We start from the raw sequence: 23,442 nt of genomic DNA, 5'->3' as shown, positions 1-23,442 counted from the left end.
TCGCCGAAAGGTTCCTTCGTGTCCGTCGACATCGGCCAGGTGGTCGGCTCCGGCTCCCTGCTGCTGGCCGCCCCCATCGCGGTGGCCGCGGGAGCGATCACCGTCGCCTCTCCCTGCTGCCTGCCCCTGGTGCCGGGCTACCTGTCGTACACCACCGGCATGACCGCCGCCGACGCCCACGAGGCCCAGCGGTCTCCCGGCGGCCGGGCCAGATCCCGGGCACTGCTGGGCACGGCTCTGTTCGTCCTGGGGTTCGCCGCCGTGTTCACCGCCTACGGCGCGCTGTTCGGTTCCGTCAGCACCCTGCTGCTCGCCCACCAGGACACCGTCCTGCGCATCCTCGGCGCCGTCACCATCGTGCTGGGCCTGATGTTCGCGGGGGTCCTGGAACGCGTTCCGGTGCTCTCGCGCACCATCAAGCCGCGCTTCACCCCGCGCGCCGGACTCGCCGGGGCACCGCTGCTGGGCGTGATGTTCGGCATCGGCTGGACGCCGTGCATCGGCCCGACCCTGGCCGCCGTGCTCTCCCTGTCCCTGACCACCGGATCCGCCGGACGCGGCGCCCTCCTCGCCTTCCTCTACGCGGTCGGGGTCGGCGCGCCCTTCCTGCTGTTCACCCTCGCGCTCGGCAAGTCGCTGCGCGCCTTCGAGGCCGCCCGCCGCCACACCCGCACGCTTCTGCGCATGGGGGGCGTGCTGCTCCTGGCCGTCGGCATCGCACAGGTCACCGGCCTGTGGAGCCTGATGATCTACCACATGCAGACCTGGATCAGCGGATACGAACTCCCCCTGTGATCCCATCGGGAAGACGGGCGGCAGACGCCGCAGGGGCCGTGACGGGCCGGGCCGGACGGACGTGCCACACTCCCCCCATGTCGCCTAAGAAGCTTCGGAGTAACGTCCGGTGGCCGCCGGACACGGGCCTGCCCTCCCGCCGGCACGTCCTCGCGGCCGGTGCGGCGCTGCTGTTCACCGGGTGCACCTCAGGGACGACGGGATCCGGCACGGACCGCTCCCGCAGTGACGGGGACAGCTTCCCGGCGGGCACCGGGGAGATCACCGCGATCCCCGCTGAGCAACGCGTTCCGGCCCCGGACATCTCCGGCGAGAGCCTGGACGGCGAGCCGCTGGCGCTGTCCGACCACCGCGGGAGCGTGGTGCTGCTCAACGTGTGGGGGTCGTGGTGCGAGCCGTGCAAGGCCGAGGCGCCGCACCTCCAGCGTGCCTTCGACCGGACCCGCGACAAGGGAGTGCAGTTCCTGGGCATCAACACCCGCGACCTGTCCCCGGGCCCGGCCCGGGAGTTCGAGCGGCGCTACGGCATCACCTACCCCAGCTTCTACGACCCCGAGGGACGGCTGGTGCTGCGCTTCGACGGCCACCTGCTGCCGCAGGCGATCCCGTCCACCGTGGTGATCGACCGCCGGGGCCGGATCGCGGCCCGGGCACTCAAGGCGCTTGACGAGGAAGAGATCCTCGCCATGCTCCAGCCGGTCATTGCGGAAGGCCGGTGACCGGCATACCCGCCCCGCACCCCCTGGACACCGCACAGGACACGTCCCAAGCGCCGGGGGCGGAGACGGACTCCGCCGTCCTGCCCAGCGCCCTCCGTTCCTTGCCTCAGCCAGCGCCTCACCTCTTCCGAGCCCATGCCGATCTTCAGCGGGTGGTACCCCAGTCCTGGCCATCCCCTGCCGCCGGTATCGCGCAATAGCAGGCATATAGTGGCTTTTCATCCGCGTGGGCCATTTGCGGGCTCGCAGGGCTGATGTAGTGTCGGCAACGCCCTGAGCTGGATTGATCTTGATGGTGTTTCCGCCGGTCGGCCCCGCTCCCCGGGAAAGCTGAGACCTCTCTCCGGCAGAGCCGGTTCGCGATCAGCCCCAGGGCGCGAAGCCGTCTGACAGATCGAGGTGGAACGGCGAGCCGTAAGCCTGAGGAGCCCAGCCGCGTGCCACATCGGAGGGCAGCACCGGGCGGGAGATCCTGCCCACCCAGTTGCCCGGGTGTGGGTGGCTGGTGGTGACGACGAGGGCGGTGCCGGGGTTATCGGCGTGCTCGACCGCGAAGACGCAGGGAGAGGAGCCGAGCCCTTGGCCATGGGCTGGCTTGCGGCGCAGGCGCCAGCGGTAGGCCACACCGTCCACCACGATCCGCCGTGATCCCTTGCGCACCAGCGCCATCCCCACCTCCCCGCCGAGCCGGCCTTAGCGGGCTGCGGTCGCAGACGTCTGCGGGTTTCCCGGGCATGGCAAGAGCCCCGGAGGTGCTCCGGGGCTCATCGGGGGCGACGTCGGTCCCAGCTCTGCCGGCGGTTCAGTCGTCCAGACCCTCCCCCAGCCCTTTCATGATCCGGTCGTTCACTTCTGCTTCTTGACCGTCGATGCATTTGGCGTAGATCTTGAGCAGGACCTCCACGGGGTGGCCGGCGCGAGCGCGCGTTGCTTCAGCCCGCGCCGGTCGTGGACTTCCCCCGGGTCGGTCCACCACGCGGCCCGTCGCCGTCGCCCGCGCTCATGCGACCGCTACGCGGCGTCGGTGACTGACCCGCGGCAGTGGGGTGGCCGGCCCATGACCGGCCGGCCGGTCATGGGCCGGCGGGACCGGGCGGGCCGGCCGACCGCACCACCCGCCCGCCGGAGCGGCTCGCGGGACGGCTCCGCCCGGTGCGGGGCATGGTGGCCGGGCGTCGCCGAACAGGCGTGGTACCCCACAAGTTGCAGGCAGCGGGCCGCTGTACCGCGATGGTCACGTGAAGTTCCATCTGCTGCGGGACGCACCGCTTGCGGCCCCTTCGTAGCGTCGTGCACCGGAGTACGCAGGTCTCGGTGTCAGGACCCGGTCCGGGCCCGCGTGTTCCACGCGTGTTCGCCGACGAGCACGCGTTCTTCTTCCCGGCAGCCGCAGGAGAGGCACGTGTTGGACGCAAAAAGGCCGCCGCGACGGCGTCGCGGGCGGATCATGGGCTTGTTACTCGCGGTCGTCGCCCTGTTCGGGGGCTCGCTGACCGTCGCACCGCAGACCGCTGCCGCCGCACCGCCCGACTACACCGGCGATCCGGTGCACTACTGGAACGACGTCCTGCTGGATGTCTTCCGCCAGCAGGAGGGTGCGGACGGCGCCCCGGGCCGGCTTGCCCGCGCCGCGGCGATGATGAACGCCGCGATCTGGGACGGCGAGAGCTCGTACCGGAAGCGCTGGCACACCATGCGCTACCGGCCGTACATCAACGCCACGTACTACGACGCCTGGAGCGAGGGGCCCGGTGAGGAGGAGCGGATCATCGGCAGGACGGCGTACAACGTCCTGCTGCACCTCTTCCCGGACCAGGCGTACTACCTCGACAACAAGTTCACCGAGCGCTTCGGCACCCAGCCCACCGACTTCGACCTCCTCGACATCACCGTGGTCGGCGACATGGTCAGGCAGATCGAGAGCGCCCGCAGCGGCGACGGCTCGGACGCCGACCAGCGCTACTCCGCCGACGGAGTGCCCGGTGCCTGGCGGGCCACCAGCTATCCGGACATGCCCGACCCCGGCTGCCGGCAGGACAGCCAGGCGGTGACCCCGGCATGGGGACAGGTGCGGCCGTTCGCGATCCCCGGCGGCTCCGCGTTCCGGCCGGCGACACCCGGCCTCTACGGGGACTACGCGACGCTGCTGGCCAGCGACGCCTACGCGGAGCAGGTGGAGGTCGTGCGCCGCCTCGGCGCGAAGGACTCGACCGAGCGGACCACGGACCAGACCGCCGCGGCCTGGTTCTGGGCCCATGACCTGGACGGCACCTACAAGCCGCCGGGGCAGCTGCTGCAGCACACCAAGGAGGTGGCCCAGCAGGAAGGGCTGAGCACCTACGGCAACGCCCGTCTCTTCGCCCTCGTCTCGCTGGCCCTGGCCGACGCCTCCATCGCCGCGTGGGATGTGAAGTACCGGACCCCCATCGACCTGTGGCGCCCGGTCTCGGCGATCCGCGAGGGCGGCCTCGACCCGGCGTGGCAGCCGCTGTCCGCCGACCGGGACGGCAATGCCGTCAACCCGTGCTTCCCGGCGTGGACCTCCGGTCACGCCACCTTCGCGGGCGCGTGGGCCGGGATCATGAAGCGGTACTTCGGCACCGACACCATCCAGATCACCCTGACCAGCGAGGACCCGCACGCTCCGGTGAAGCGGAGGACCTTCTCCTCCTTCAGCGCGGCTGCCCGGGAGAATGCCGACAGCCGCGTCTGGCTGGGCGTCCACTACCCGTGGGACTCCACGGACGGTCTCCGGGTGGGTGATGACGTGGCCTCGTACGTCATCGCCAACACCCTTCAGCGCATCCCGTCCTGACCGCCCCGCCGCCCCGGTGGCCTGACCGCCCCGGGGCGGCGGCGGCCCCCGGAATACCGCGGTGGTTTGACGCCCCGCCGGCCGCGTCAGCGGTACGGTGCGGCGATGCGACCGCCGCCCCTGTCGTTGCGCAGGCACCCCCTGGTTCTGGATACGGGCATCGCCCTGGGCTGTCTGATCTGCTCCCTGCTGCTGGGCCGCCAGGACACCGGCGAGGGCTACCCGCCGCTGGACGCCGAGGGGTACGCGCTGACATCCATGATCTGCCTGCTGCTGTGCCTGCGGCGCCGGTGGCCGGTCGCGGTGGCGGCGGGGATCCTGGCGCTGTGGACGGGGTACATCGCGCTCGGCCACTGGCCGGTGGTCAACAGTCTCGCCGCCCAGCTGGCCCTCTACACGGTGGCCGCCGCCCGCCCGCTGCGCACGGCCGCCGCCACGGGCGCGGCGCTGGGCGGGACCTGGGTGTACTCCGGTGTCATCTCCCCCGACGGCGGTTCGGTGGCCGCCGCCGCGGCGCTGGGCGTCGTCGTCCCGGTGGTCCTGGTGCACTACGGCCGGCACGTGCGGGAGTCCGAGCAGCGCGGCGAGCGGCTGAGGGAACTCGCCGCCCAGCTGCAGGCGGAGCGCGACGAGAAGGCCCGCCGGGCGGTGGCCGAGGAGCAGACGCGGATCGCCCGCGAGCTGCACGACGTGATCGCCCACCACATGTCGGTGATCTCCCTGCAGTCGCGGCTGGCCGGCTATGTCTTCGACACCGACCCCGCGACCGCCCGGGGGGCGCTGGGCACCGTCGCCGACACCGCCGCACAGGCGCTTGAGGAGATGCGGCGGATGCTGACCCTGCTGCGCCACGCGAGCGGCGGCGCCGACGCATCGTACACACCGATGCCCACGCTCGCGGGTCTGCCGGAGATGGCGGACCGGGTACGCGCCAGCGGTGTTCCCGTCGATCTGGTCGTGGAGGGCGAGGCGCGGGCATTGCCGCCCGGGGTGGAGCTGTGTGCCTACCGCGTGGTGCAGGAGGCTCTGACCAATGTCCTCAAGCACGCCGGGCCGTCCCGTGCCGAGGTGCGTGTGCGGTACGAGCGGCATCGTCTCCTGGTGAGGATCACGGACGACGGCAGGGGTGCGGAACCGGGCATCGGCACAACCGGGGGCGGGCACGGGTTGATCGGCATGCGGGAACGCGCCAAGCTCTACGGAGGTGACGTGATCAGCGGCCCGCGTCCGGAAGGCGGCTTTCAGATACGGCTCTCGCTGCCGGCCTCCGACGCGGCCGGGCCGGGGGTGGGGCCCGCCAGCTGAGCAGGAGGGGGATGCTCACATGACGACCCGGGTCCTGGTGGTCGACGATCAGTACCTCGTCCGCGCCGGAATCGTGGGGCTGCTCCGCGCGGCGGAGGGCATGGAGGTCGCGGGCGAGGCGGCGGACGGCGCGGAGGCCGTCGCCGAGGCGGCGCGCTGCCGCCCCGATGTGATCCTGATGGACATCCGGATGCCCCGGATGAACGGCATCGAGGCGACGCAGCGGATCCTGGCCGGCGGAGCGGATCCGCTGCCCCGGATTCTGATGCTGACCACCTTCGACCTCGACGAGTACGTCTACCGGGCGTTGCGCGCGGGCGCCGCCGGATTTCTCCTCAAGGACACCGGCCCGGAACGCCTGTTCGCGGCGGTGGCGGCGGTGGCCGGCGGTGACTCGCTGTTCGCACCCAGTGTGACGCGGCGGCTGGTGGAGGCGTTCACCCTCGCCCCCGGGGCGGCGGCCACGCCCGGCGAAGGGTCCCCCGGCCACCAGCCGCCGCGTCGGCTGGAGCAGCTCACCGTCCGCGAGACCGAGGTGCTGAAGCTGACGGGCACCGGGATGTCCAACCGCGAGATCGCGGGGCGGCTGGTGGTCTCCGAGGCGACCGTGAAAACGCACCTCAACCGCGCCATGGCGAAACTTCGTCTGAGCAGCCGGGCCCAGGCCGTGGTGCTGGCGTACGAATCGGGTCTGGTGACACCGGGGCAGTGAACCGCCCCCTGGGCCGCGGACACCGCCCGCGGGGCCTCGGGCACCGGCCGCACGGCCGGGGCCCGTTGTCCGCGCCTGCTGCTCTGGCCGGGTGATGCTCAGCACTCTGCGGGGGCGGGCCCGGCGAGCCCCGGAACCGGGACATCACCGGCCGCCCCCGGCTTCCCCCCGCCGTCCTGGGAGAAGGCGGCGGCGCGATGGCCGGCGGTCTCCGTCCGGGTGACCGCGGACGCGGTCGTGGCGTCGTGGGCCATGCCTGTCCCCGGTCCGGGCCGCGGCAGGCGGGCTGCGGAGGGGCGGGGGCGGCCGGAGCCGGGAACCGGAGTCGTCGGGCGGGATCGGCATGTGCTTAGAATGAACACGTGTTCATGAACAGATGTTCATGAACGGGTGCTCATTTCTTTGGGGAGTGGCATGACGGCTATCGAGGTCAGAGGGCTGACGAAGTCCTACGGCGGTCGGCGGGTGGTCGACGCCGTGACGTTCACCGCGCCCGCCGGGCGGGTCACCGGGTTTCTGGGGCCCAATGGGGCCGGGAAGACGACCACGCTGCGGATGGCACTGGGGCTGCTGCGGCCCACCGGCGGGGAGGCGCTGATCGGGGGCCGCCACTACGGGCAGCTGGCGGCTCCGCGGCGGACGGTCGGCGCGCTGCTGGAGGCCACCGGTTTCCATCCGGGCCGCAGCGCCCGGGACCATCTGCGGATTCTGGCCCGTCTCACCGGGGTGGGGGCGGCGCGGGTGGAGGAGGTGCTGGCGCGGGTGGAGCTGTCCGGGGACGCCCGGCGCCGGGTCGGGGGCTATTCGCTGGGGATGCGCCAGCGGCTGGGGCTGGCCGCCGCACTGCTGGGTGATCCGGACGTGCTGGTGCTGGACGAGCCCGCCAACGGCCTGGACCCGGCCGGGATGGCGTGGCTGCGCGGGCTGCTGCGCGAGCAGGCGGCGGCGGGCCGCTGCGTCCTGGTCTCCAGCCACGTGCTGAGCGAGGTGGCGCAGACCGTGGACCACGTGGTGATCATCAGCCGGGGGCGGACCCGGTTCGAGGGGGCGCTGGGCGAGCTGGGCGACCGCGCGGTCGTGGTGCGCACTCCGGAGCCCGAGCGGCTGCGCCGTGCGCTGGCCGAACAGGGGCACGAGACCGGCGACAGCGATCTCGATGCCGGCACCCTGCGGGTCCGCTCCGCGGGCGCCGAGGAGATCGGCCGCCTGGCGGCCGGGGCGGGCATACCGCTGTTCCGGCTGAGCGAGGAGGGCGCCTCGCTGGAGGAGGCGTTCCTGCGCCTGACCGGATCCGGCCCTTCCGAGGACCGCCCGCCCGCCGCCACCGAGTCCGCGTCCGCCTCGGCGGCGACCCGTTGAAGGAGAACAGCACCGTGACCGTCTGGACCGATCTGATCCGCGCGGAACTGCTCAAGTTCCGTACGGTGCGCAGCCCGTGGCTGCTGCTGCTCGCCGCCGCGCTGTTCACGGCCGCCGGCACGGCCGGGCCGTTCCTCGCCGGCGACGATCCCGGCCACGCCGCGACCTGGAGCCGGGCCGCCGCGCACGCCGGCCTGGCCTCGCTGTTCTCCCTGGTGCTCGGGGTGCTGGCGGTGGCCGGCGAGCACCGGCACAAGACCGTCACCGACACCTATCTGGCCACCCCGCGGCGGGACCGGGTGATCACTGCCAAGCTGGTGCTCTGCACCGTCGCCGGATTGGTGTTCGGCCTGGTGACGGCGGCGGTGGCGTTCGCCGTCACGGCCGTCGCGGTCAACGCTTGGGGCGGCGCCTTCGACGCCTCGGACGGGGAGCTGTGGCGCACGCTGGCCGGGGGCGTGGTGTGGAACACCGCCTTCGCGGCGATCGGCGTGGGTGTCGGCGCGCTGGTGCGCAATCTCGCCGGGGCAATCGCCGCGGCCCTGGCGTGGGTGGCCGTGGTGGAGGGCGTCATCGCCCAGCTCGTCGGCGATTCGGTGGCCCGCTGGCTGCCGCTGGCGAGCGGCCGGGCGCTGGCCCGGATCGGCGAGGACACGCTGCCCCAGTCGGGGGCAGGGCTGCTGCTCGCCGGATACGCGGCGGTGCTCGGCGTGCTGGCCGCCTCGGTTACGCTCAGGCGTGATGTCACCTAGAAAACCCGCCGTGCTGAGGGACGGCGGCGGCGAGCAGTCACTGCGCGAATACCTGGTCACCGCCGCCGCCCGCCTCATCGCGGAGCGCGGCACGGCCGCCCTGACGGTCCGTGACATCGCCCGCGAGGCCCGGGTTGCCGACGGAGTGCTCTACAACCACTTCGCCGGCAAGGAGGAGCTTCTCGCCCTGGCCCTGCACGCCCACGTCCACGAGGTGATGGAGCAGGCCGGGAGCGCCCCGGTGGCCGGGCAGGGCACGGTGGAGGACAACCTGCGTTCCTTCGTCGAGCGCGGTCTGGGCGTGCTGGGCAGGCTGCTGCCCGCCTTCGCCGGGCTGCTGGGCCAGCCGAAGGTGCTGACCCACTTCCACCGGCCCGGTGCTCACCCCGGCCGGGACGGTTTCCGGGACCAGCTGATCGGCTATCTGCGCGCGGAGCGGGAGCTGGGCCGGATCGCCGCCGAGGCGGACCCGGAGGCCGCCGCCACCATGATCATGGGCGCCTGCCACGAACTCATCCTCCCCCGGCTCTTCTTCCCGGACGCGCCACAGGTGCCGGAGGTGCTGGAGGTGCCCCCGGGTTTCGCGGACGGCATCGTCACCACCGTGCTGCACGGTATCGCCCCGGCCCGCACGTCCTGACCGCCGGCGTGGGGTCGCCGGTGGGTGCGCGCGGAGCGGCGGACCCGCCGCCGCGCTCGGCGGGCGTGGTGGGCGAGCACGGCATGCGGGTCGCGGCCGCGGTCGCGGCCCGGGGGGCGGTGGGTGGTGTGGCGGGCAGGATACGGGGGCTCCGGTCCGTGTCCTTCCCCTCCCGGGGAGGGGACGGACGCGGGCCGGAGGGGCGGCGGCGGGGCGGGCCGGTCAGCCGGGAGAGGGGCTCCCCTCGGGCTGCACCACGGTGCCCCCGGCGGGCCGCCGCGCCCCCGGCCGCCGTCGCCCGCGGACAGCGGCCGAGGCCCGCAGCCGGGACGCCAGGCCGTGCCGGGGCGCCAGCAGCCAGGCCACCGTGAAGAAGGCGGTGAGGACGATCACGATGGTGCCGCCGGCCGCCAGATCGTGGTGGTAGGAGACGTACAGGCCGAGCAGGCCGCCGCCGGCGCCGAGCACCGCGGAGAGCACGGTCATGGGCCAGAGCCGGTCGGTCAGCAGCCGCGCGGTCGCGGCCGGGGTGATCAGCAGGGCCAGCACCAGGACATTGCCGATGGCCTGCAGCGACATCACGATGACCAGTGTCACCAGCACATACAGCAGCAGGTCGAGGCGGAACACCGGCAGTCCGGCGGCGCGTGCGGTCTCCCGGTCCAGGGCCACCGCCACGAGTTCCTTGCGCAGTGCGAGCGTGACGGCGACCAGCACGGCCGCCATGCCGCACACCGCCCACACATCGGCCGTGCCGACGGCCAGGATCTGTCCGAAGAGGAACGAGGCCAGGTCGGTGCTCCAGGTGTCGCGGGTGCTGACCAGGACGATGCCCAGGCCGAAGGCGAACGCGAAGAACACGCCGATCACCGTGTCCTCGCGCAGCCGCCGGTTCTGCGACACCACCGCGATCAGCACCGCCGTCGTCACCCCGGCCGCCGCGCCGCCCAGTACCAGGGAGCCCTGGAAGGCGTAGGCCAGCGCCACACCGGGAAAGGCGGCGTGCGCCACGGCGTCGCCGATGAAGGCCATGCCGCGCAGCACCACGAACACGCCGATCACCCCGCAGGCCGCCCCGATGACCAGGGCGGCGGTGAAGGCCCGCTGCATGAAGGGCAGGTGCCAGGGGTCGGCGAGCAGCCCCCACAGCCCGGTCATGACGCCGTGCCGGTCGCCGTGAGGCCGAAGGCGCGCAGCAGGCTGCCGGTCTCGGTCAGCAGCTCGGGTCCGCCCTCGGCGACCACCGTGCCGTCGACCAGCGCCACCCGGTCGCAGGTCTTGGCGGCGGTGGGCAGGTCGTGGGTGGCCATCAGCAGCCCGGTGCCGGCATCGCGCAGCTCGGCCAGCAGCTCCCCCAGCGTCTCCTGGGTGGGGGTGTCCACGCCGGTGAAGGGCTCGTCGAGCAGCAGCAGCCGGGGGCCGGTGGCCAGGGCCCGCGCGACGAGCACGCGCTGCCGCTGGCCGCCGGAGAGTTCACCGACCGGGCGCCCGCGCAGGTCCGTCAGGCCCACGCGTTCGATGGCCTGCTCGGCGGCGGCCCGGTCGGCGGCCCGTGCCGGGCGCAGCCAGCCCGCGGACCGGGTGCGTGCGGCCAGGACCGCTCCCGCGATGTCGATGGGGAAGTCCCAGGCGAATTCGTGCCGCTGGGGGACGTAGCCGATCAGGTGGCGGGCGCGGCCGACGGGCAGCCCGGCGATCCGGACCTCCCCTCCGGCCAGCGGCACCAGGCCCAGTACGGCGCGCAGCAGTGTGGTCTTCCCGGCGCCGTTGGGGCCGATGAGGCCGACGAGTTCGCCGCCGTGCAGGGTGAGGGAGGCGTCGCGCAGCACTTCCCGGCCGCCCAGCAGCACGGTGGCCGCGTCGACGGTGAGCAGGGGTTCTCCGGTGGTCATCGCGCCGCTTCCCGGTGGCCGCGCCGGATGCGGGCGGTCAGCAGGAGGGCTGCCGTGCCCAGGCCGAGCAGGGCCAGCGCGGTGGCGGCGGGGGCCAGGGCGTCGGAGGCCCCGGTGTCGGGGAGGGCGTCCCGGCTGCCGCCGCCCTGTGCGCTGCCCTGTGTGTTGCCCTGTGCGTCGCCGGATGCGCCCTGGGCCGCCGTGCCGCCCGTGCCGCCCGTGCCGCCCGAGGCACCGGAGCCGCCGGACGCGCCCGGGCCTGCCGAGCCGCCGGAACCGCCCGGGCCGCCGGTGGCGGAACCGCCGCCGCTCCCGCTGTCGCCGGGCGGTGTCACGGTGCCGGGGTCGGTCGCGCCGACGGCGAAGGCGAAGGTCTCGGTGTCGCTGATCTTCCCGCCGCCGGACAGGGTGGCCGTCATGCTGAGCGTGACCTGGTAGGTGCCCTCCTCGGTGAAGGCCCAGCCGCCGTGCGCGTGGGTGTTCTGCGGCACGTCGAAGGCGTCCGGGGTGCCGTCGCCGCTGTTGAACAGGACGGTGGCGCCGTCCATCACGTCATAGGTCCACAGCGCCAGGTCCCCGGGACCGGAGACGCTGTCCAGGCGGAACTCCACCGGCCCGGTGGTGGCGCCTGCCGGTATGTGCTCGGTGCTCCAGCCGGGCCACAGCAGGCCCTCCTGCTGCACCTGGTCCAGCAGCCACACGGGATCTCCCGGGTCGCCCAGGAAGGCGAACTGCGGGTTGTCCGGCACTTGCTGCTCGGCCTCGGGTTTCACATGCAGGACGAGGGCGCCGGGCTCCCGCCAGGTGGAGCTGCCGGGGACGGTGCCGTCCTTGACGTGGATGTGCAGGTCGCCGTCGAGGACGCGGGCCGCGATGTCGATGTGCCCCTCGTCCAGGACGGTGCGTTCCCGGCTGGCCCCGGTGGTGTCGGTCGCGGCGGGGGCGGCGACGCGCACGGCGTAGGCGGTCTCGGTCCCGGCGGGGCCGGCCAGGGCCAGTTCGTACTCCCCGGGGGCGGTGAATGCCCAGCGCACGCCGCTCAGGTCCCCGGTCGCCCCTCCGGTCAGCTCGACGCCGCCGGCCGGGAGTTCCTGCCCGGCGGCGAGCAGCACCTCGGGGGCCGCGGACCCGGAGGTTTCGTAGACGGCCACCGGCGCGGGACCGGCCAGGGCGGTGAGGGTGACCGGTCCGGCCTCCGCCGCCTCCGCCGCCTCCGGGGTGTCCGGGGTATCCGAAGTATCCGGGGTGTCCGCCGTGTCCGCCGTGTCCGCCGGGAGGGCGGCCAGGGAGAGTTCCCAGAGCCGGGTGCCGGGGGTGCCGAGGAACGCGTACCGGGCGTCGTCGGGCACCGTGGTCAGGTCGTCGTCGTCCAGTGCGATCGGCTCGGCCGTCCCGGCCGCCCCGGCGGCGGCCGGCGGCCCTTCCTCGGCCCGGGCGGGGCCGGCCAGGGTGGCGGCGGTGATGCCCCACGTGAGGGCGGCGGCCACGGCGCCGGCCCGGATGGTGCGTCCGGTCCTCATCAGACCGTGTCTCCTCTTCTGCTGTGCCATGTCGGTGCTGTCCGCGACGCTGTCGCCGGTGCTCATGCCAGGCACCGGGCGAGTTCGTCGGCGTTGTGGCGCATCATCGCCAGGTAGTTCTCCACCTCGTCGTCGAAGGCGTCGCCGTAGATCACGCACACCTGCACGCCCTGGTCGGAGGCCACCTGCCGGAGCACATCGGCCCGTGAGGCGAGATTGGGCTCCACGAACACGGCAGGGACATCGCGCTCCGCGATGGTGGCGCCGAGTTCCTCGATGTCCGCGGCGCTCGGCTCCTGGCCCGGCACCGGCACCACGAAACCCGCGACCTCCATGCCGTAGGCGCGGGCGAGGTAGCCGAAGGCGTCATGGGTGGTGATGAGCTGGCGGTTCTCCTGCGGAATGGTCGCGATCCGCTCTCTGATGTGCGCGTCCAGCGCAGCCAGTTCGCGCAGATAGCTCTCGGCGCGGTCGGCGTAGTGGGCGGCGCCGTCCGGGTCGGCGGCGGTGAGCGCCTCCTGGATGCGGCGCACATACGCCTCGGCGTTGCTGACGTCCGCCCAGGCGTGCGGGTCGAGTTCGCCGTGCACGTGCTGTCCGAGCACGGCCTGGGGCAGCACCCACAGACCGGCTCCGGGTTCGCCCAGGAACCGGTAGGGCTCCTCGGCGGGTACGGTCTCCCGGGCCTCGTCCGGGACCGCGATCACCACGTCCCCGGCGGCGTGGTGGACGCGTTCACCGGTGCTCTCGTCGTCCGCCCGCACGGCGAGGGTGCCGGTCTCGGCGTTGAGCGCGACATCGGCGTGGCCGGAGTCGAGCACGGTGCGCCCCTCGGTTCCCTGCGCAGCGGACGGGCCGACCGTGAAGGTCAGGGTGCCGCCGTCGATGGGTTCGGTCCGGCCGTCCAGCATCTCGGTCTGGCCTGTCAGCTCCAGCCGGTAGGTCCCCGGTTCGGTGAAGGCCCAGTTGAGGTGGGTGTGTGCCTCGGGCGGCAGGGTGGTGGTGTCCGTGCCGTCGAAGCCGTCGGAGGAGTCGACGAACACCTGCGGCGTGCCGAAGGTGTCGGTCAGATACATGTACATCTCGCCCGGGCCGTCCAGGGCGGTGGCGGTCAGCCGTACCTGGGAGCCCTCTCCCGGGACGGCACCTTCGACGGCCAGGCCCAGCCACAGCACGTCCAGGTCCAGGTCCTCCCTGAGCGGGATGACCGTGCCCCCGTACTCCTCCAGGTTCTCGGTGACCTCCACGACCGGCACCCCGTCCGCCGCGTTGGAGTGGACCATCCGCATGATCCCGGGCTCCTCCAGCAGCAGGCCGTTGCCGAAGACGAGGTCCGCCTGGGTGACCTTCACCGTGTCGGCGGGGCTGGGTTCGTAGGAGTGCGGGTCGCCGTGGTGCGGCACGATCGAGGAGACCCGCACCCGCTCACCGCCGACCTGGGTGACGAGGTCGGCCAGGATGGGGGTGGTCGTGGACACCGTGAGCGCGGCATCCGGGCCGCCGCCTTCGTCGGTGCTGCCGCCGCTGCATCCGGCCGCCAGGACGGCACCGGCGGCGGTCAGGATCACGGCGAGACGGTGCCGCACGGTCATCGGCCCGCTCCTCGCGCCCACCGGCCCCGGCGGGCCAGGCGCAGGGCAAGGACACCGCCGGCGCTCAGCACGAGTGCCGTCCAGGCGAGGGGCAGAGCCGTCCCGCCGCCGGTCGCGGCCAGTTCCCCCTGCGGGCTGACGCCGCCGGTGGCGGTGCCTGTGCCGGTTCCGCCGGAGCCGCCCGGCGCTCCGGCGGAACCGCCGGAGCCGGTGGACGAAGCACCGCCGGTCGCGGCGCCGCTCTGGCCGCCGGAACCGCCCGGGTCGCCCGGGTCGCCCGGGTCGCCCGAACTCCCGGAGTCACCGGAACCACCCGCATCGCCCGAGCCGCCCGCATCGCCGGAACCGCCCGAGGCATCCGAGCCGCCGGTGCTGTCCCCGGGGTCCGCGGGCCCTTCCGGGTCCGGAAGTTCGACCCCTGCCGGATCGGTGGCGCCGACGACGGCGGTCAGCGTGCCGGCGTCGGATACCCGCTCCCCCGAGGCGAGTGTGGCACTCATCTCCAAGCGGATGCGGTAGACGCCTTCCTCGGTGAAGAACCACAGCGGGTGGGCATGTGTGTCGGCGCGCAGTTCGACGGTGCCGGGCTGCTCCCGGGTGCCGTCGACCTCCAGCCCGACGACCACACCCAGCTCCGGGTGGTCCGCCCACTGGCCGAGGAAGAAGCCTCCCGGGCCCTGGACCTCGGTGAAGGTCGCGGTCACCGGTCCCTGGATCGCGCCGGGCGGCACCTCCTGGGTGTTCCAGCCGGGCCACAGCAGCGAGGAGTCACCGAGTACGTCGCGGTCCGTCCAGACCGTGTCGCCGGTTGCGCCGAGGTGCTCGGGCAGCATGCCGGGCGGCAGTTCGGGGATCTCCCAGGCATGGCGTTCGTCGAAGTGCAGGATGACGTCGTTGGGCTCGCACCACACGGTCGTCCCCGGCACGGTGCCGTCCTTGATCTCATACGTCAGCCGCCCGTCGGTCAGCCGGGCGGCCAGGTCGAGGTGACCGCCCGACAGCACCGCGCGGTCCCGGGCCGGCGGCTCCTCCGCGGGCGCCGCGGAGAGGGCCGGCGCGGCGGCGGTCAGCAGCAGGCCGCCGACGACGGCCGCCAGCACGGCCGGCCGGAGACAACGGTGAGGGCTCCTCGTCATGAGGCAACTTCCTTTGTGATTCAGCGTTCGGGGTGGAGCGGGCCGCGCCGGGGCCCGTGATCGGCACCGCAGGAGGAGGGACCGCGGCGCCCCGGCGCGGGGTTCATGACGGAGCAGTGCGGCGGATGAGCCGGGCTCAGCCGACGCTGAAGGTGAACTCCTCGGTCACCGGGGCGAGCGGCGTGCCGTTGGCGAGGGTGCCGCGGACCGTGAAGCCCACCGTGTACGCACCGGCCTTGGTGAAGGCCCAGTTGGCGTGCAGGTGTTCGTGGGAGTCGAGGGTGAACCGGTCGGCGGTGGAGATGCCGTTGCCGGAGTCGACCAGCCGGGTGAAGGCGGGGCAGAAGCTGTTGGTGTAGATGCTGACGTTCCCGGGGCCGGAGACGGAGGTCAGCTCGATCGTCAGGGCGTCGTTCTGCAGGACACCGTCCTCGATCTCGGCGGCTATGCCCGGCCACAGCAGGTTCGTGTTCTCGATCTGCGGCAGGCGGTAGACGGTGGAGCCGCCCGTGCCCAGGAAGCCGTAGCAGGAGCTGGAGGGCACGGTGTAGGCGGAGCCGGGCAGTGCGACCAGCGTGACGTCGGCCGGGTCGTACTCCACCTCGTTGGTCTCGTCGTGGACGTGGACGTCGAACGCACCGCCGGACACCTCGACGGCGATGACGTCGACATGGCCCTGGGAGAGCGGGGTGGCGGCATAGGCGTTGGTGAGGGCGGCGCACGAGAGGGCGGCGGCGACACCGCCGGCGACCGTGAGGAACCTGGGCAGAACGCGCATGATGACCCTTCAGAGAAGAGGACGGGTTCCGAGGACCGATCAGACGATAATCGTTTTCATTTTCTCTAGGAAGCCCCGGCCGCCCTTCCGGCACCGACGTGACCGAGATCACCGGCAGTCCGGCCGACGGGGGCAACGGGGCAACGCGTCCGCACCGCCGACCCCGAGAGCCCCAGCCTTCCACCCCGGGGAACGTTTGGAAATGGAAACCATTGCCATATACTCGTCGGGGCGCGACGCCCTCCGCCCGACTCCGTCTTTCCCGCCGAAGGAGAAGCCGTGCCCCGCCGCCCCGACACCGGCAAGCGCGCCAAGCCGCGCCCCAATCCGCTGGACGCCGCAGGAATCACCTACATCGACTACAAGGACACCGACCTGCTGCGGAAGTTCATCTCCGACCGCGGCAAGATCCGCAGCCGCCGCGTCACCCGCGTCACCGTCCAGCAGCAGCGCCAACTCGCCCGCGCCATCAAGAACGCCCGCGAAATGGCACTGCTGCCCTACGCGACCCGGTAGCCGTCCCGCCCCGCATCCACCCGAACACCGACACCAATACCGACACCAATACCGACACCGACACCGACACCGACACCCACGGAATCCGGATGAGCGACTATCCCCCACCCCGCCGGATCGGCCCCTACCTGATCCGCCCGGCCACCACCGAGGACGCCGACGGCGCCCGCGGCGTCATGCTGGACACCTTCTACCGTGAGTTCGGCTACGGCTACGTGCCCGCCTGGCATGCCGACGTCATGGACCTGCACGGCACCTACCTGACGGACCAGCGGCACCTGCTGCTGGTCGCCCTCCACGGCGACCAGCCGGACCGGCAGGTCGTGGCCACCACCTGCCTGCACTCCCGCGGCCCCGCACACCCCCCGCACCCGCGCTGGATCGCCGAACGCTACCCCTCCGGCTCCACCGCCCAACTGCTGCGCGTCTACGTCCGCCCCGAGCACCGCCGCCACGGACTCGCCCGGGCCATGGTCGCCATGGCCGCCGACTTCGCCGCCACCATCGGCTACGCCAGCCTCTACCTGCACACCAATGCCGACATCCCCGGCGCCCAGCCCTTCTGGGACAGCGTCGCCAAGGAGATCTTCGACGCCCGCACCACCGGCGAGCACGGCCCCGGCGTCGCCACCGTCCACTACGAGATCCCCCTCCCCCCGCTGCCCCCGCGATCTCCGTGACCGTGCCCGTGCCGTGCCGTGACCGTGCCCGTTGCGCTGTCCGCGTGTGCCACGGCACCGTTGACAAGGATGTCCGCCGGCCGGTTGCCGGCGCTGCCATTGGCGTACCGGACAGCGAGGGTCGCGGTACCGGCGTCGGTGGCGTCCACGGTGAACTGCACCGCCGCGCCGATGACGTTGTGGGTGTTGCAGAACCCGCTGCCGGAGTACCCGGAGTGGGAGGAGTGAGCCGTGGCAGAGGCCGTCGCCCATGGCCCGGAACTGGCGTCGGCCCCGGTACGGCCGGCCGGCCCGGTCTGTTCTGACGGGCCGGCCGGCATGCAGTCGGCTCCAGCGCTGTGGCCGGATGGGCTACAGGGTGACCGTCCTGCCGCCGATGGTGACGACCAGGCGGCCGTCGGAGGCGAAGTGCCAGTCCAGGGAGCCGCTGTAGGCGGAGCAGCGGGACCCGTTGGAGCCGGACCAGAACTGGTTGGAGCCGTCGGCGTTGCCGATGATGCGGTCGGTGGATCCGCTGTCGCAGGAGGTGTTGTTGCGGAACACCGAGGAGCCGCCGTCGAAGTTGAAGTTGCGCTCTTCGTTGCCGATGCTCAGGTTGTCCGAGACCGTCATCGAGCCGAGGTTCCGGTTGTAGGTGAACCCGTGCTTGCCGTTGTCGTAGGCGATGTTGCCGCGGATGACGTGGTCGACCCCGATGTCCTCGCCGCCGAGCTTGTAGCCGTTGCGGTCGCCGTTGCCGTGCTGGGAGCCGTTGCTGAGGGTGCCGTTCTCGTAGGCCAGGGAGTGCTCGATCGTCACCGCGCCGATGGGCCCGGTGTCGCTCTTGGTGTACAGGTCGTAGCCGTCGTCGATGTTGTTGTGGGACACGGTGTAGCGGAAGACGTTGCCGGGGCCGACGGTGAGCTTCGGGGCGAAGCCGTCGGCGTCCTCACCGTCGGAGTCGACGTTGTCGTGCGACACCGCGCTCAGGATGAGGTTGTTGGACGGCCACTCCGACCTGGGGGCCCCGGCGGTGTACCGCGAGAGCTGCAGCCCGGTGTCCCGGTTGTAGCGCGTGACCGTGCGCTCGATGATGTTGTTGCTGCCGCCCACGACAATCCCGTTGTCACCGGCGTGCTCCACGACGATGCCGTAGATGTGCCACCAGTCCCCGCCGATGGCGAGCCCGCGGTTGGCCGAGTTCTCGCTCTGGGCCGAGAAGTTCAGCACCGGAGTCTCCCCCGGGTAGGCGAACAGCTCCGTGCGGTCGCCGGAGGTGCCGTCGTTGCCCGGCCTGATGTGAACCGTCTCGGAAAGGTTGTACCTTCCGCCGCGCAGGTAGATCGTCCCGCCGGGCTGGACGCGGTCGATCGCCGAGGTCAGCGTCGTCGGCTGCGACTCCGTTCCGGGCGCGCCGGCGCTGCCGTTCGGTGCCGCGTACAGGGCGCCCGACGGGTCGCCGCCGCCGGTGCTGCCGCTTGTCGAGCCGCTGGTGGAACCCTCGGTGGTCGACCCGGTGGTGCCGCCGTCGCCGGTGGTCGCATCGAGGTAGTCGATGTTGGGCAGACCCTCGGAGCCGGTGGCGGTGAGGCGGATGGTGTTGCTGCCGGAGTTCACCGGAACGGTGAGCGTGGTGGTGGCCCAGGCGTTCCAGGCCCCGGTGCTGCTGAAGGAGAGGCTCTGGGCCGGGGAACCGTTGACGGTCACGTCGGCCGGGCGACCGGAGGAGCTGCCGTTGGCGTAGCCGATGGTCAGCGACGCGGTCCCGGAGGCGGCGGCGTTGATGGTGAACTGCGCCGCGGCGCCCGAGGAGTTGGAGGTGTTGCAGAATCCGCTGCCGGAGTAGCCGGAGTGGTCGGAGTCGATGGTGCCGTCGCAGGTGGCGGGGGAGTTCTCGGCCTCGTAGCGGGTGGGCGGGTTGGTGCCGCCGCTGCCGCCGCTGCTGCCGGTCGTGCCGCCGGTGGTGGTGGTGCCGGTGGTCGCGCCACCGGTGGTGGTGCTGCCCGGGGAGCCGGCGTAGGTCTCGAACTCGGCGACGCGCGGTGTGCCGGTCGAGCTGGTGATCTCGAAGTTGATCTTGCGCAGCGTGGTCGGGGCGAAGGTGATGACACCTGCCCCGCTGCCGGTGGTCAGGACGGCGCCGCTGTCGTGGTCGACGACCCGCCAGGAGCCGATGTTGCCCTGGGCTCCGGCCGCCTCGCGGATGTTGATCGTGGACACCGTGGTGGCGGAGCCCCACTTGACCGAGATGCGGCCCGTTGAGCCGGTCGGCGACCAGTAGGTGCTCATGTCACCGTCGATGACGTTCCCGTAGCTGGTGCCGCTGGCCTTGCTGGAGCCGTCGGCGCCCGCCCCGATGCTGAGGTTGGTCCCGCCGGGAGGGTCGGTGGGGTCGGTCGTACCGGTCGTACCGGTCGTACCGGTCGAGCCCGTCGAACCGGTGGAGCCCGTCGAGCCCGTCGAACCGGTGGAGCCCGTCGCTTCGCAGTTGCCGTCGGAGACCCGGTTGCCCTTGCCCGCGCCCGCGGTCTGGCTCAGCACCTCCGGCACGCAGCCGGCGTCGTCGAGCTCGTAGGAGTACGGAATGCTCACCGATGTGGTGGACTGCGGGTCGGGGCCGGCGGGGTAGTTCTCGCTTCCCTCGCTGGACCAGGTCACGTTGTCGAAGATGTTGCCGCTGACCTGCCAGTAGCCGGCCTCGTCGGTGTAGAAGGTGCCCAGGACGTCCTTGGAGTCCTGGAAGTAGTTGTTGTCCACCTTGGCGCGTGCTCCGGCGCGGGAGTTGATGCCGGANGGACCAGGTCACGTTGTCGAAGATGTTGCCGCTGACCTGCCAGTAGCCGGCCTCGTCGGTGTAGAAGGTGCCCAGGACGTCCTTGGAGTCCTGGAAGTAGTTGTTGTCCACCTTGGCGCGTGCTCCGGCGCGGGAGTTGATGCCGGACTTGTGGATGTTGACGTAGTGGTTGTTGTAGATGTGGGCTATGCCGCCGCGCAGCAGGGGTGTGCGGGAGTCGATGTTCTCGTACAGGTTGTGGTGGTACGTGATGTAGCCGTTGGAGCGGTCGCTCTCGCTGGAGCCGACGAGGCCGCCGCGGCCGGAGTTGCGCAGGATGCTGTAGGACAGCGTCACGTACTGGNGTCGAACAGGCCGTCGAAGCCTTCGGACTCCCCGCCGGAGGCCTCCAGGGTGACGTGGTCGACCCAGACGTTGCGGACGTTGCTCTCCATGCCGATGGCGTCGCCGCCGTTGGAGGTGGGAGAGCCGGACTTCTTGACGTTCCGTACGGTCACGTTCTGGATGATGATGTTGCGGGAGTCCCGGATGTGGATGCCCAGCTGGTCGAAGACCGCGCCACTGCCCACGCCGACGATCGTGACGTTGCTGATTCCCTTGAGCTCGATCACGTCGTCGGAGGTGTCGCAGCCGTCGCCCGACACCTTGCTGGTGTTGCCGTGGTTGATGGTGCCTTCGACCTCGATGGTGATCGGGACGCTGGTGCTGGACCGGTTGCACAGGGCCGCATGGATCGCGGTTCCCGTCGTGGCCCGTACCGTCTGCCCGCCGGCACCACCGGTCGTCCCGCCGTTCTGCGTGGCGTAACCCGTGACACCGCCGGTCGCCGCCGACGCCTGGGACATGGGCAGGGCCAGACCGGCCGCGACCACGGCCACAGTGGCCAGCGTCGGCACTAGTCGACGCATGACTACTCGTTTCACTGCTTGCACCTCCGAAGGGTGAGTCTTGACATGTACCCCCCGAGACTAGGGAAAGCGCTTTCAGCGTCAAGGGGTTTGGTGCAACCGATTGCACGACCTTCGAACGCCTTCCCTGCCCACCATGCATCTGACCAGCCACTTCAGGAGCATCTGGACTCGACTTGAGGGGTGAACACCTCAAGGTGTGCAACCGATTGAGCTCACCGCGCCCCGTGTGCCCGGCATCCGGATCTCCACCAGCCGTTACAGGATGGGCCCGAGCCGTGCCGGTGACGCCCGGCGCGGCGGGTACCGCCCGTCGGACAAGCAGGCGTCATGCGATGCCGGGGACAAAGAGACAAAGAGATAAAGGCACAAGGAGACAAGGGATGGTGCCGTGGAGGGGTATGACGTGGTGGTGGCCGGTGGCGGGAGCGCAGGGCTGACCGGGGCCCGTACCGCCGCCCGGCTGGGCGCCCGCGTCCTGCTGGCGGAGGTGAACGAGCCGGGCGGGGACTGCCTGTGGACGGGGTGTGTGCCCAGCAAGGCGCTGCTGCACGCCGCCGCCCGGGGCGAGGGATTCGGCGCGGCCATGGCGCAGGTGCGGCGGGCGGTGGCGGCGGTCGCGCCGCACGATTCCGCCGAGGCGCTGGAGGCGCAGGGGGTGGCGGTGGTGCGGGGCCGGGCCCGCTTCACCGGGCCGCGCACGCTGGAGATCGAGGGTGCCGAGGAGAGCCGGCAGGTGCGGTTCCGGTACGCGCTGATCGCCACCGGTTCGTCACCGTCCCTGCCCCCGGTGCCCGGTCTGGCCGAGGCCGGCCCGCTGACCAGCGACACCGTGTGGGAGCTGGCGGAGCCGCCGGAGCGGATGGTGGTGCTGGGCGGCGGGCCCATCGGCTGCGAACTGGGGCAGGCGTTCGCCCGGCTGGGCGTACGGGTGACCGTCGCGGAGCGGGCGGAGCGGCTGCTGCCGCAGGAGGAACCGGCGGCCGGTGAGCTGCTGCGCGAGCGGCTGGAGGGAGAGGGCGTCGCCGTGCTGACCGGGTTCCGCGCCGGGCGGGTGACGGCCGGGGAGGTGCACGGTACCGGCGGGCGGGTACTGCCGTTCGGGCGGCTGCTGGTCACCACCGGCCGCACGGCGAACACCGGCGGACTCGGCCTGGCGGCGGCCGGAGTGGCGGTGACCGGGCGGGACGGCGGGGTGCGGGAGGTGCGGGTGGATTCCCGGCTGCGCACCGCGAACCGGCGGGTCTACGCGGCCGGGGATGTCACCGGGCGTTCTGCCTTCACCCACACCGCCGGGGCGCAGGCGGCGGCGGCCGTCACCCACGCGCTGCTGGGGCTGCGGCGCGGCCCGGACCTGCCGTCCGCGCCGTGGGTGACGTTCACCGATCCGGAGGTGGCCCGGGTGGGGATGAGCGCGGCGGAGGCGAGCGAGGAGTACGGCAGACGGTGCCGGGTGCGGACGGTTCCGCACGGGCGGGTGGACCGGGCGGTCGCCGACGGCCGCACCGACGGTTTCACCACGCTGGTCCTCGGTCCCCGGGGCCGTCTGGTCGGCGCCACCGTGGTGGCCCCCCGGGCCGGGGAGACCATCGCCCATCTGGCCGCCGCCGTCCGCCTGGGCTGGACCCCGGGCGACTACGCGAGGACCGTGCACCCCTACCCGACGTACGCCGACGGCCCCTGGCAGGCCGCCCTGGAAGAGGTCTACGCCTCGCTGGCCGCCCCCGGCGCCCGCCGCCTCACCGGTGCACTGCTGGCGCTGCGCCGGGCCCTGCACCGCTGACGGCCAAGGCCCTGGGCCGCGCGGCACGGCGCAGGAACCGTAAGCGGCCTCACAGTCCGCCGACGGGTGCGGCTCTAGCGTGGCGGCATGGTGCTGCGCAGCGCGCCGGGCGCGGTGCACACGGCGATGGGAGTGGGCCGGCTCGTCTCCTTTCCGGAGGTGACCCGCGTCCTGTCCGCCCCTCAGCCGGTGGAGGGCGCGCCCGCCACCGCGCCGGCGGCGGCGCTGATCTGCGGGGAGCTGATCTGCGACGAGCTGCTGTGCGGGGTGTGGCCCCCGGCCCGGCCGCGGTCGGGGGCCGCCGCTCCGGTCGCGCGGCGCCGCGTACCACCCGGGTGACGAGACGAAGGAGCAGGTGAAGGCCGCATGACCAGTGCCGATCAGCCGCACGGGCGGAAACGCCGCGAGCGGGAGGAGGTGTTCGTGGAGTTCACCAGGTCCCTCTGCCCGCTGTGCAAGACCCCCGTCGACGCGCAGGTCAACATCCGCGACGGCAAGGTGTTTCTGCGCAAGCGCTGCCGCGAGCACGGGGAGTTCGAGGCGCTGGTCTACGGCGATGCCGAGGAGTACCTGTCCTCGTCCCGGTTCAACAAGCCGGGCACCTATCCGCTGGCGTTCCAGACCGAGGTCAAGGACGGCTGCCCGAGCGACTGCGGGCTGTGCCCGGAGCACAAGCAGCACGCCTGCCTGGGCATCATCGAGGTCAACACCGGCTGCAATCTGGACTGCCCGGTCTGCTTCGCCGATTCCGGGCACCAGAGCGACGG

20 protein-coding genes and 2 pseudogenes are annotated in these 23,442 nt (G+C 72.4%); 13 read left to right on the top strand and 9 right to left on the bottom strand.

Annotated features, from left to right (window positions below; all coding sequences use genetic code 11):
* Positions 1 to 18 precede the first annotated feature (18 nt).
* On the top strand, positions 19 to 795 hold the full coding sequence (locus GQS09_RS06190) for a cytochrome c biogenesis protein CcdA (protein WP_165984973.1): 777 nt from the start codon (positions 19 to 21) through the stop codon (positions 793 to 795).
* A gap of 77 nt (positions 796 to 872) precedes the next feature.
* Complete coding sequence (locus GQS09_RS06185; RefSeq protein WP_165984972.1) at positions 873 to 1,514, top strand: TlpA disulfide reductase family protein; 642 nt, start codon at positions 873 to 875, stop codon at positions 1,512 to 1,514.
* A 363-nt stretch (positions 1,515 to 1,877) separates the two neighbouring features.
* On the opposite strand, the gene GQS09_RS06180 is transcribed toward GQS09_RS06185, so the two are convergent.
* Positions 1,878 to 2,183 carry a hypothetical protein gene (locus GQS09_RS06180; protein WP_165984971.1) on the bottom strand — a complete coding sequence of 102 codons (306 nt, stop codon included), beginning with the start codon at positions 2,181 to 2,183 and terminating at the stop codon, positions 1,878 to 1,880.
* A 778-nt stretch (positions 2,184 to 2,961) separates the two neighbouring features.
* Between GQS09_RS06180 and GQS09_RS06175 the strand changes: the two genes are divergently transcribed.
* The 6 genes from GQS09_RS06175 to GQS09_RS06150 all read left to right on the top strand — a co-directional run bounded on the left by GQS09_RS06175 (position 2,962) and on the right by GQS09_RS06150 (position 9,097).
* Positions 2,962 to 4,329 (top strand): vanadium-dependent haloperoxidase, encoded by a 1,368-nt coding sequence (locus GQS09_RS06175; RefSeq protein ID WP_165984970.1) that lies wholly within the window; start codon positions 2,962 to 2,964, stop codon positions 4,327 to 4,329.
* Positions 4,330 to 4,434: 105 nt separating this feature from the next.
* Positions 4,435 to 5,634: a sensor histidine kinase gene (locus tag GQS09_RS06170; RefSeq protein WP_165984969.1), complete on the top strand. Its 1,200-nt coding sequence runs from the start codon at positions 4,435 to 4,437 to the stop codon at positions 5,632 to 5,634.
* Positions 5,635 to 5,653: 19 nt separating this feature from the next.
* Positions 5,654 to 6,346, top strand: a complete 693-nt coding sequence (locus GQS09_RS06165; RefSeq protein ID WP_165984968.1) for a response regulator transcription factor — start codon at positions 5,654 to 5,656, stop codon at positions 6,344 to 6,346.
* A gap of 414 nt (positions 6,347 to 6,760) precedes the next feature.
* Positions 6,761 to 7,705 (top strand): ABC transporter ATP-binding protein, encoded by a 945-nt coding sequence (locus tag GQS09_RS06160; RefSeq protein WP_165984967.1) that lies wholly within the window; start codon positions 6,761 to 6,763, stop codon positions 7,703 to 7,705.
* 14 nt (positions 7,706 to 7,719) lie between these two features.
* Positions 7,720 to 8,457 (top strand): ABC transporter permease subunit, encoded by a 738-nt coding sequence (locus tag GQS09_RS06155; protein WP_165984966.1) that lies wholly within the window; start codon positions 7,720 to 7,722, stop codon positions 8,455 to 8,457.
* Positions 8,447 to 9,097: a TetR/AcrR family transcriptional regulator gene (locus GQS09_RS06150; RefSeq protein ID WP_165984965.1), complete on the top strand. Its 651-nt coding sequence runs from the start codon at positions 8,447 to 8,449 to the stop codon at positions 9,095 to 9,097. Before GQS09_RS06155 ends, GQS09_RS06150 begins: the two co-directional genes overlap by 11 nt.
* Positions 9,098 to 9,319: 222 nt before the next feature.
* On the opposite strand, the gene GQS09_RS06145 is transcribed toward GQS09_RS06150, so the two are convergent.
* The 6 genes from GQS09_RS06145 to GQS09_RS06120 all read right to left on the bottom strand — a co-directional run bounded on the left by GQS09_RS06145 (position 9,320) and on the right by GQS09_RS06120 (position 16,015).
* Positions 9,320 to 10,255: an anchored repeat-type ABC transporter permease subunit gene (locus tag GQS09_RS06145; RefSeq protein ID WP_165984964.1), complete on the bottom strand. Its 936-nt coding sequence runs from the start codon at positions 10,253 to 10,255 to the stop codon at positions 9,320 to 9,322.
* Entirely contained in the window at positions 10,252 to 10,989 is a 738-nt protein-coding gene (locus tag GQS09_RS06140) for an anchored repeat-type ABC transporter ATP-binding subunit (protein WP_165984963.1), read from the bottom strand. Before GQS09_RS06140 ends, GQS09_RS06145 begins: the two co-directional genes overlap by 4 nt.
* Positions 10,986 to 12,509 (bottom strand): choice-of-anchor M domain-containing protein, encoded by a 1,524-nt coding sequence (locus GQS09_RS30285; protein ID WP_165984962.1) that lies wholly within the window; start codon positions 12,507 to 12,509, stop codon positions 10,986 to 10,988. The genes GQS09_RS06140 and GQS09_RS30285 overlap by 4 nt, the downstream gene beginning before the upstream one ends.
* Positions 12,510 to 12,571: 62 nt before the next feature.
* Entirely contained in the window at positions 12,572 to 14,101 is a 1,530-nt protein-coding gene (locus GQS09_RS06130; protein WP_165984961.1) for an anchored repeat ABC transporter, substrate-binding protein, read from the bottom strand.
* The gene (locus GQS09_RS06125) at positions 14,098 to 15,237 is read right to left on the bottom strand and encodes a choice-of-anchor M domain-containing protein (RefSeq protein WP_165984960.1); all 1,140 of its coding nucleotides are present in this window, start codon (positions 15,235 to 15,237) and stop codon (positions 14,098 to 14,100) included. Before GQS09_RS06125 ends, GQS09_RS06130 begins: the two co-directional genes overlap by 4 nt.
* Before the next feature lie 136 nt (positions 15,238 to 15,373).
* Positions 15,374 to 16,015 (bottom strand): choice-of-anchor M domain-containing protein, encoded by a 642-nt coding sequence (locus GQS09_RS06120; RefSeq protein ID WP_165984959.1) that lies wholly within the window; start codon positions 16,013 to 16,015, stop codon positions 15,374 to 15,376.
* A 279-nt stretch (positions 16,016 to 16,294) separates the two neighbouring features.
* Here GQS09_RS06120 and rpsR point away from each other — a divergent pair, with 279 nt between their 5' ends.
* A complete protein-coding gene (gene rpsR / locus GQS09_RS06115) occupies positions 16,295 to 16,531 on the top strand; it encodes a 30S ribosomal protein S18 (RefSeq protein ID WP_165984958.1) in 237 nt (78 codons plus the stop codon).
* Between the two features lie 89 nt (positions 16,532 to 16,620).
* The gene (locus tag GQS09_RS06110) at positions 16,621 to 17,211 is read left to right on the top strand and encodes a GNAT family N-acetyltransferase (protein WP_165984957.1); all 591 of its coding nucleotides are present in this window, start codon (positions 16,621 to 16,623) and stop codon (positions 17,209 to 17,211) included.
* A 351-nt stretch (positions 17,212 to 17,562) separates the two neighbouring features.
* On the opposite strand, the gene GQS09_RS06105 is transcribed toward GQS09_RS06110, so the two are convergent.
* Entirely contained in the window at positions 17,563 to 19,947 is a 2,385-nt protein-coding gene (locus GQS09_RS06105) for a carbohydrate-binding protein (RefSeq protein WP_313896009.1), read from the bottom strand.
* Between the two features lie 184 nt (positions 19,948 to 20,131).
* A pseudogene (locus GQS09_RS06100) lies at positions 20,132 to 20,892 on the bottom strand (polysaccharide lyase family 1 protein); the annotation flags it as partial.
* 391 nt (positions 20,893 to 21,283) lie between these two features.
* On the opposite strand from GQS09_RS06100, the gene GQS09_RS30585 reads away from it, so the two are divergent.
* From GQS09_RS30585 to GQS09_RS06085, 3 genes and pseudogenes are all read left to right on the top strand, one after another.
* Entirely contained in the window at positions 21,284 to 22,675 is a 1,392-nt protein-coding gene (locus GQS09_RS30585) for an FAD-dependent oxidoreductase (RefSeq protein WP_165984956.1), read from the top strand.
* 87 nt (positions 22,676 to 22,762) lie between these two features.
* A complete protein-coding gene (locus GQS09_RS06090) occupies positions 22,763 to 23,014 on the top strand; it encodes a hypothetical protein (RefSeq protein WP_165984955.1) in 252 nt (83 codons plus the stop codon).
* A 27-nt stretch (positions 23,015 to 23,041) separates the two neighbouring features.
* A pseudogene (locus GQS09_RS06085) lies at positions 23,042 to 23,442 on the top strand (radical SAM protein); the annotation flags it as partial.

The organism is Streptomyces sp. YIM 98790 (genome assembly GCF_011421595.1).
Taxonomy (GTDB): Bacteria; Actinomycetota; Actinomycetes; order Streptomycetales; family Streptomycetaceae; genus Streptomyces.
This window is presented reverse-complemented; position numbering and strand designations above follow the sequence as displayed.

What these genes read in the sequence shown, in the direction of transcription:
- GQS09_RS06125 (WP_165984960.1), bottom strand. Translation starts at nt 15,237, where the DNA reads ATGACGAGGAGCCCTCACCGTTGTCTCCGGCCGGCCGTGCTGGCGGCC.
- GQS09_RS06090 (WP_165984955.1), top strand. Translation starts at nt 22,763, where the DNA reads ATGGTGCTGCGCAGCGCGCCGGGCGCGGTGCACACGGCGATGGGAGTG.
- GQS09_RS06180 (WP_165984971.1), bottom strand. Translation starts at nt 2,183, where the DNA reads ATGGCGCTGGTGCGCAAGGGATCACGGCGGATCGTGGTGGACGGTGTG.
- GQS09_RS06170 (WP_165984969.1), top strand. Translation starts at nt 4,435, where the DNA reads ATGCGACCGCCGCCCCTGTCGTTGCGCAGGCACCCCCTGGTTCTGGAT.
- GQS09_RS06175 (WP_165984970.1), top strand. Translation starts at nt 2,962, where the DNA reads ATGGGCTTGTTACTCGCGGTCGTCGCCCTGTTCGGGGGCTCGCTGACC.
- GQS09_RS06150 (WP_165984965.1), top strand. Translation starts at nt 8,447, where the DNA reads ATGTCACCTAGAAAACCCGCCGTGCTGAGGGACGGCGGCGGCGAGCAG.
- GQS09_RS06145 (WP_165984964.1), bottom strand. Translation starts at nt 10,255, where the DNA reads ATGACCGGGCTGTGGGGGCTGCTCGCCGACCCCTGGCACCTGCCCTTC.
- GQS09_RS30285 (WP_165984962.1), bottom strand. Translation starts at nt 12,509, where the DNA reads ATGAGGACCGGACGCACCATCCGGGCCGGCGCCGTGGCCGCCGCCCTC.
- GQS09_RS06185 (WP_165984972.1), top strand. Translation starts at nt 873, where the DNA reads ATGTCGCCTAAGAAGCTTCGGAGTAACGTCCGGTGGCCGCCGGACACG.
- GQS09_RS06110 (WP_165984957.1), top strand. Translation starts at nt 16,621, where the DNA reads ATGAGCGACTATCCCCCACCCCGCCGGATCGGCCCCTACCTGATCCGC.
- GQS09_RS06160 (WP_165984967.1), top strand. Translation starts at nt 6,761, where the DNA reads ATGACGGCTATCGAGGTCAGAGGGCTGACGAAGTCCTACGGCGGTCGG.
- GQS09_RS06140 (WP_165984963.1), bottom strand. Translation starts at nt 10,989, where the DNA reads ATGACCACCGGAGAACCCCTGCTCACCGTCGACGCGGCCACCGTGCTG.
- GQS09_RS06130 (WP_165984961.1), bottom strand. Translation starts at nt 14,101, where the DNA reads ATGACCGTGCGGCACCGTCTCGCCGTGATCCTGACCGCCGCCGGTGCC.
- GQS09_RS06165 (WP_165984968.1), top strand. Translation starts at nt 5,654, where the DNA reads ATGACGACCCGGGTCCTGGTGGTCGACGATCAGTACCTCGTCCGCGCC.
- GQS09_RS06120 (WP_165984959.1), bottom strand. Translation starts at nt 16,015, where the DNA reads ATGCGCGTTCTGCCCAGGTTCCTCACGGTCGCCGGCGGTGTCGCCGCC.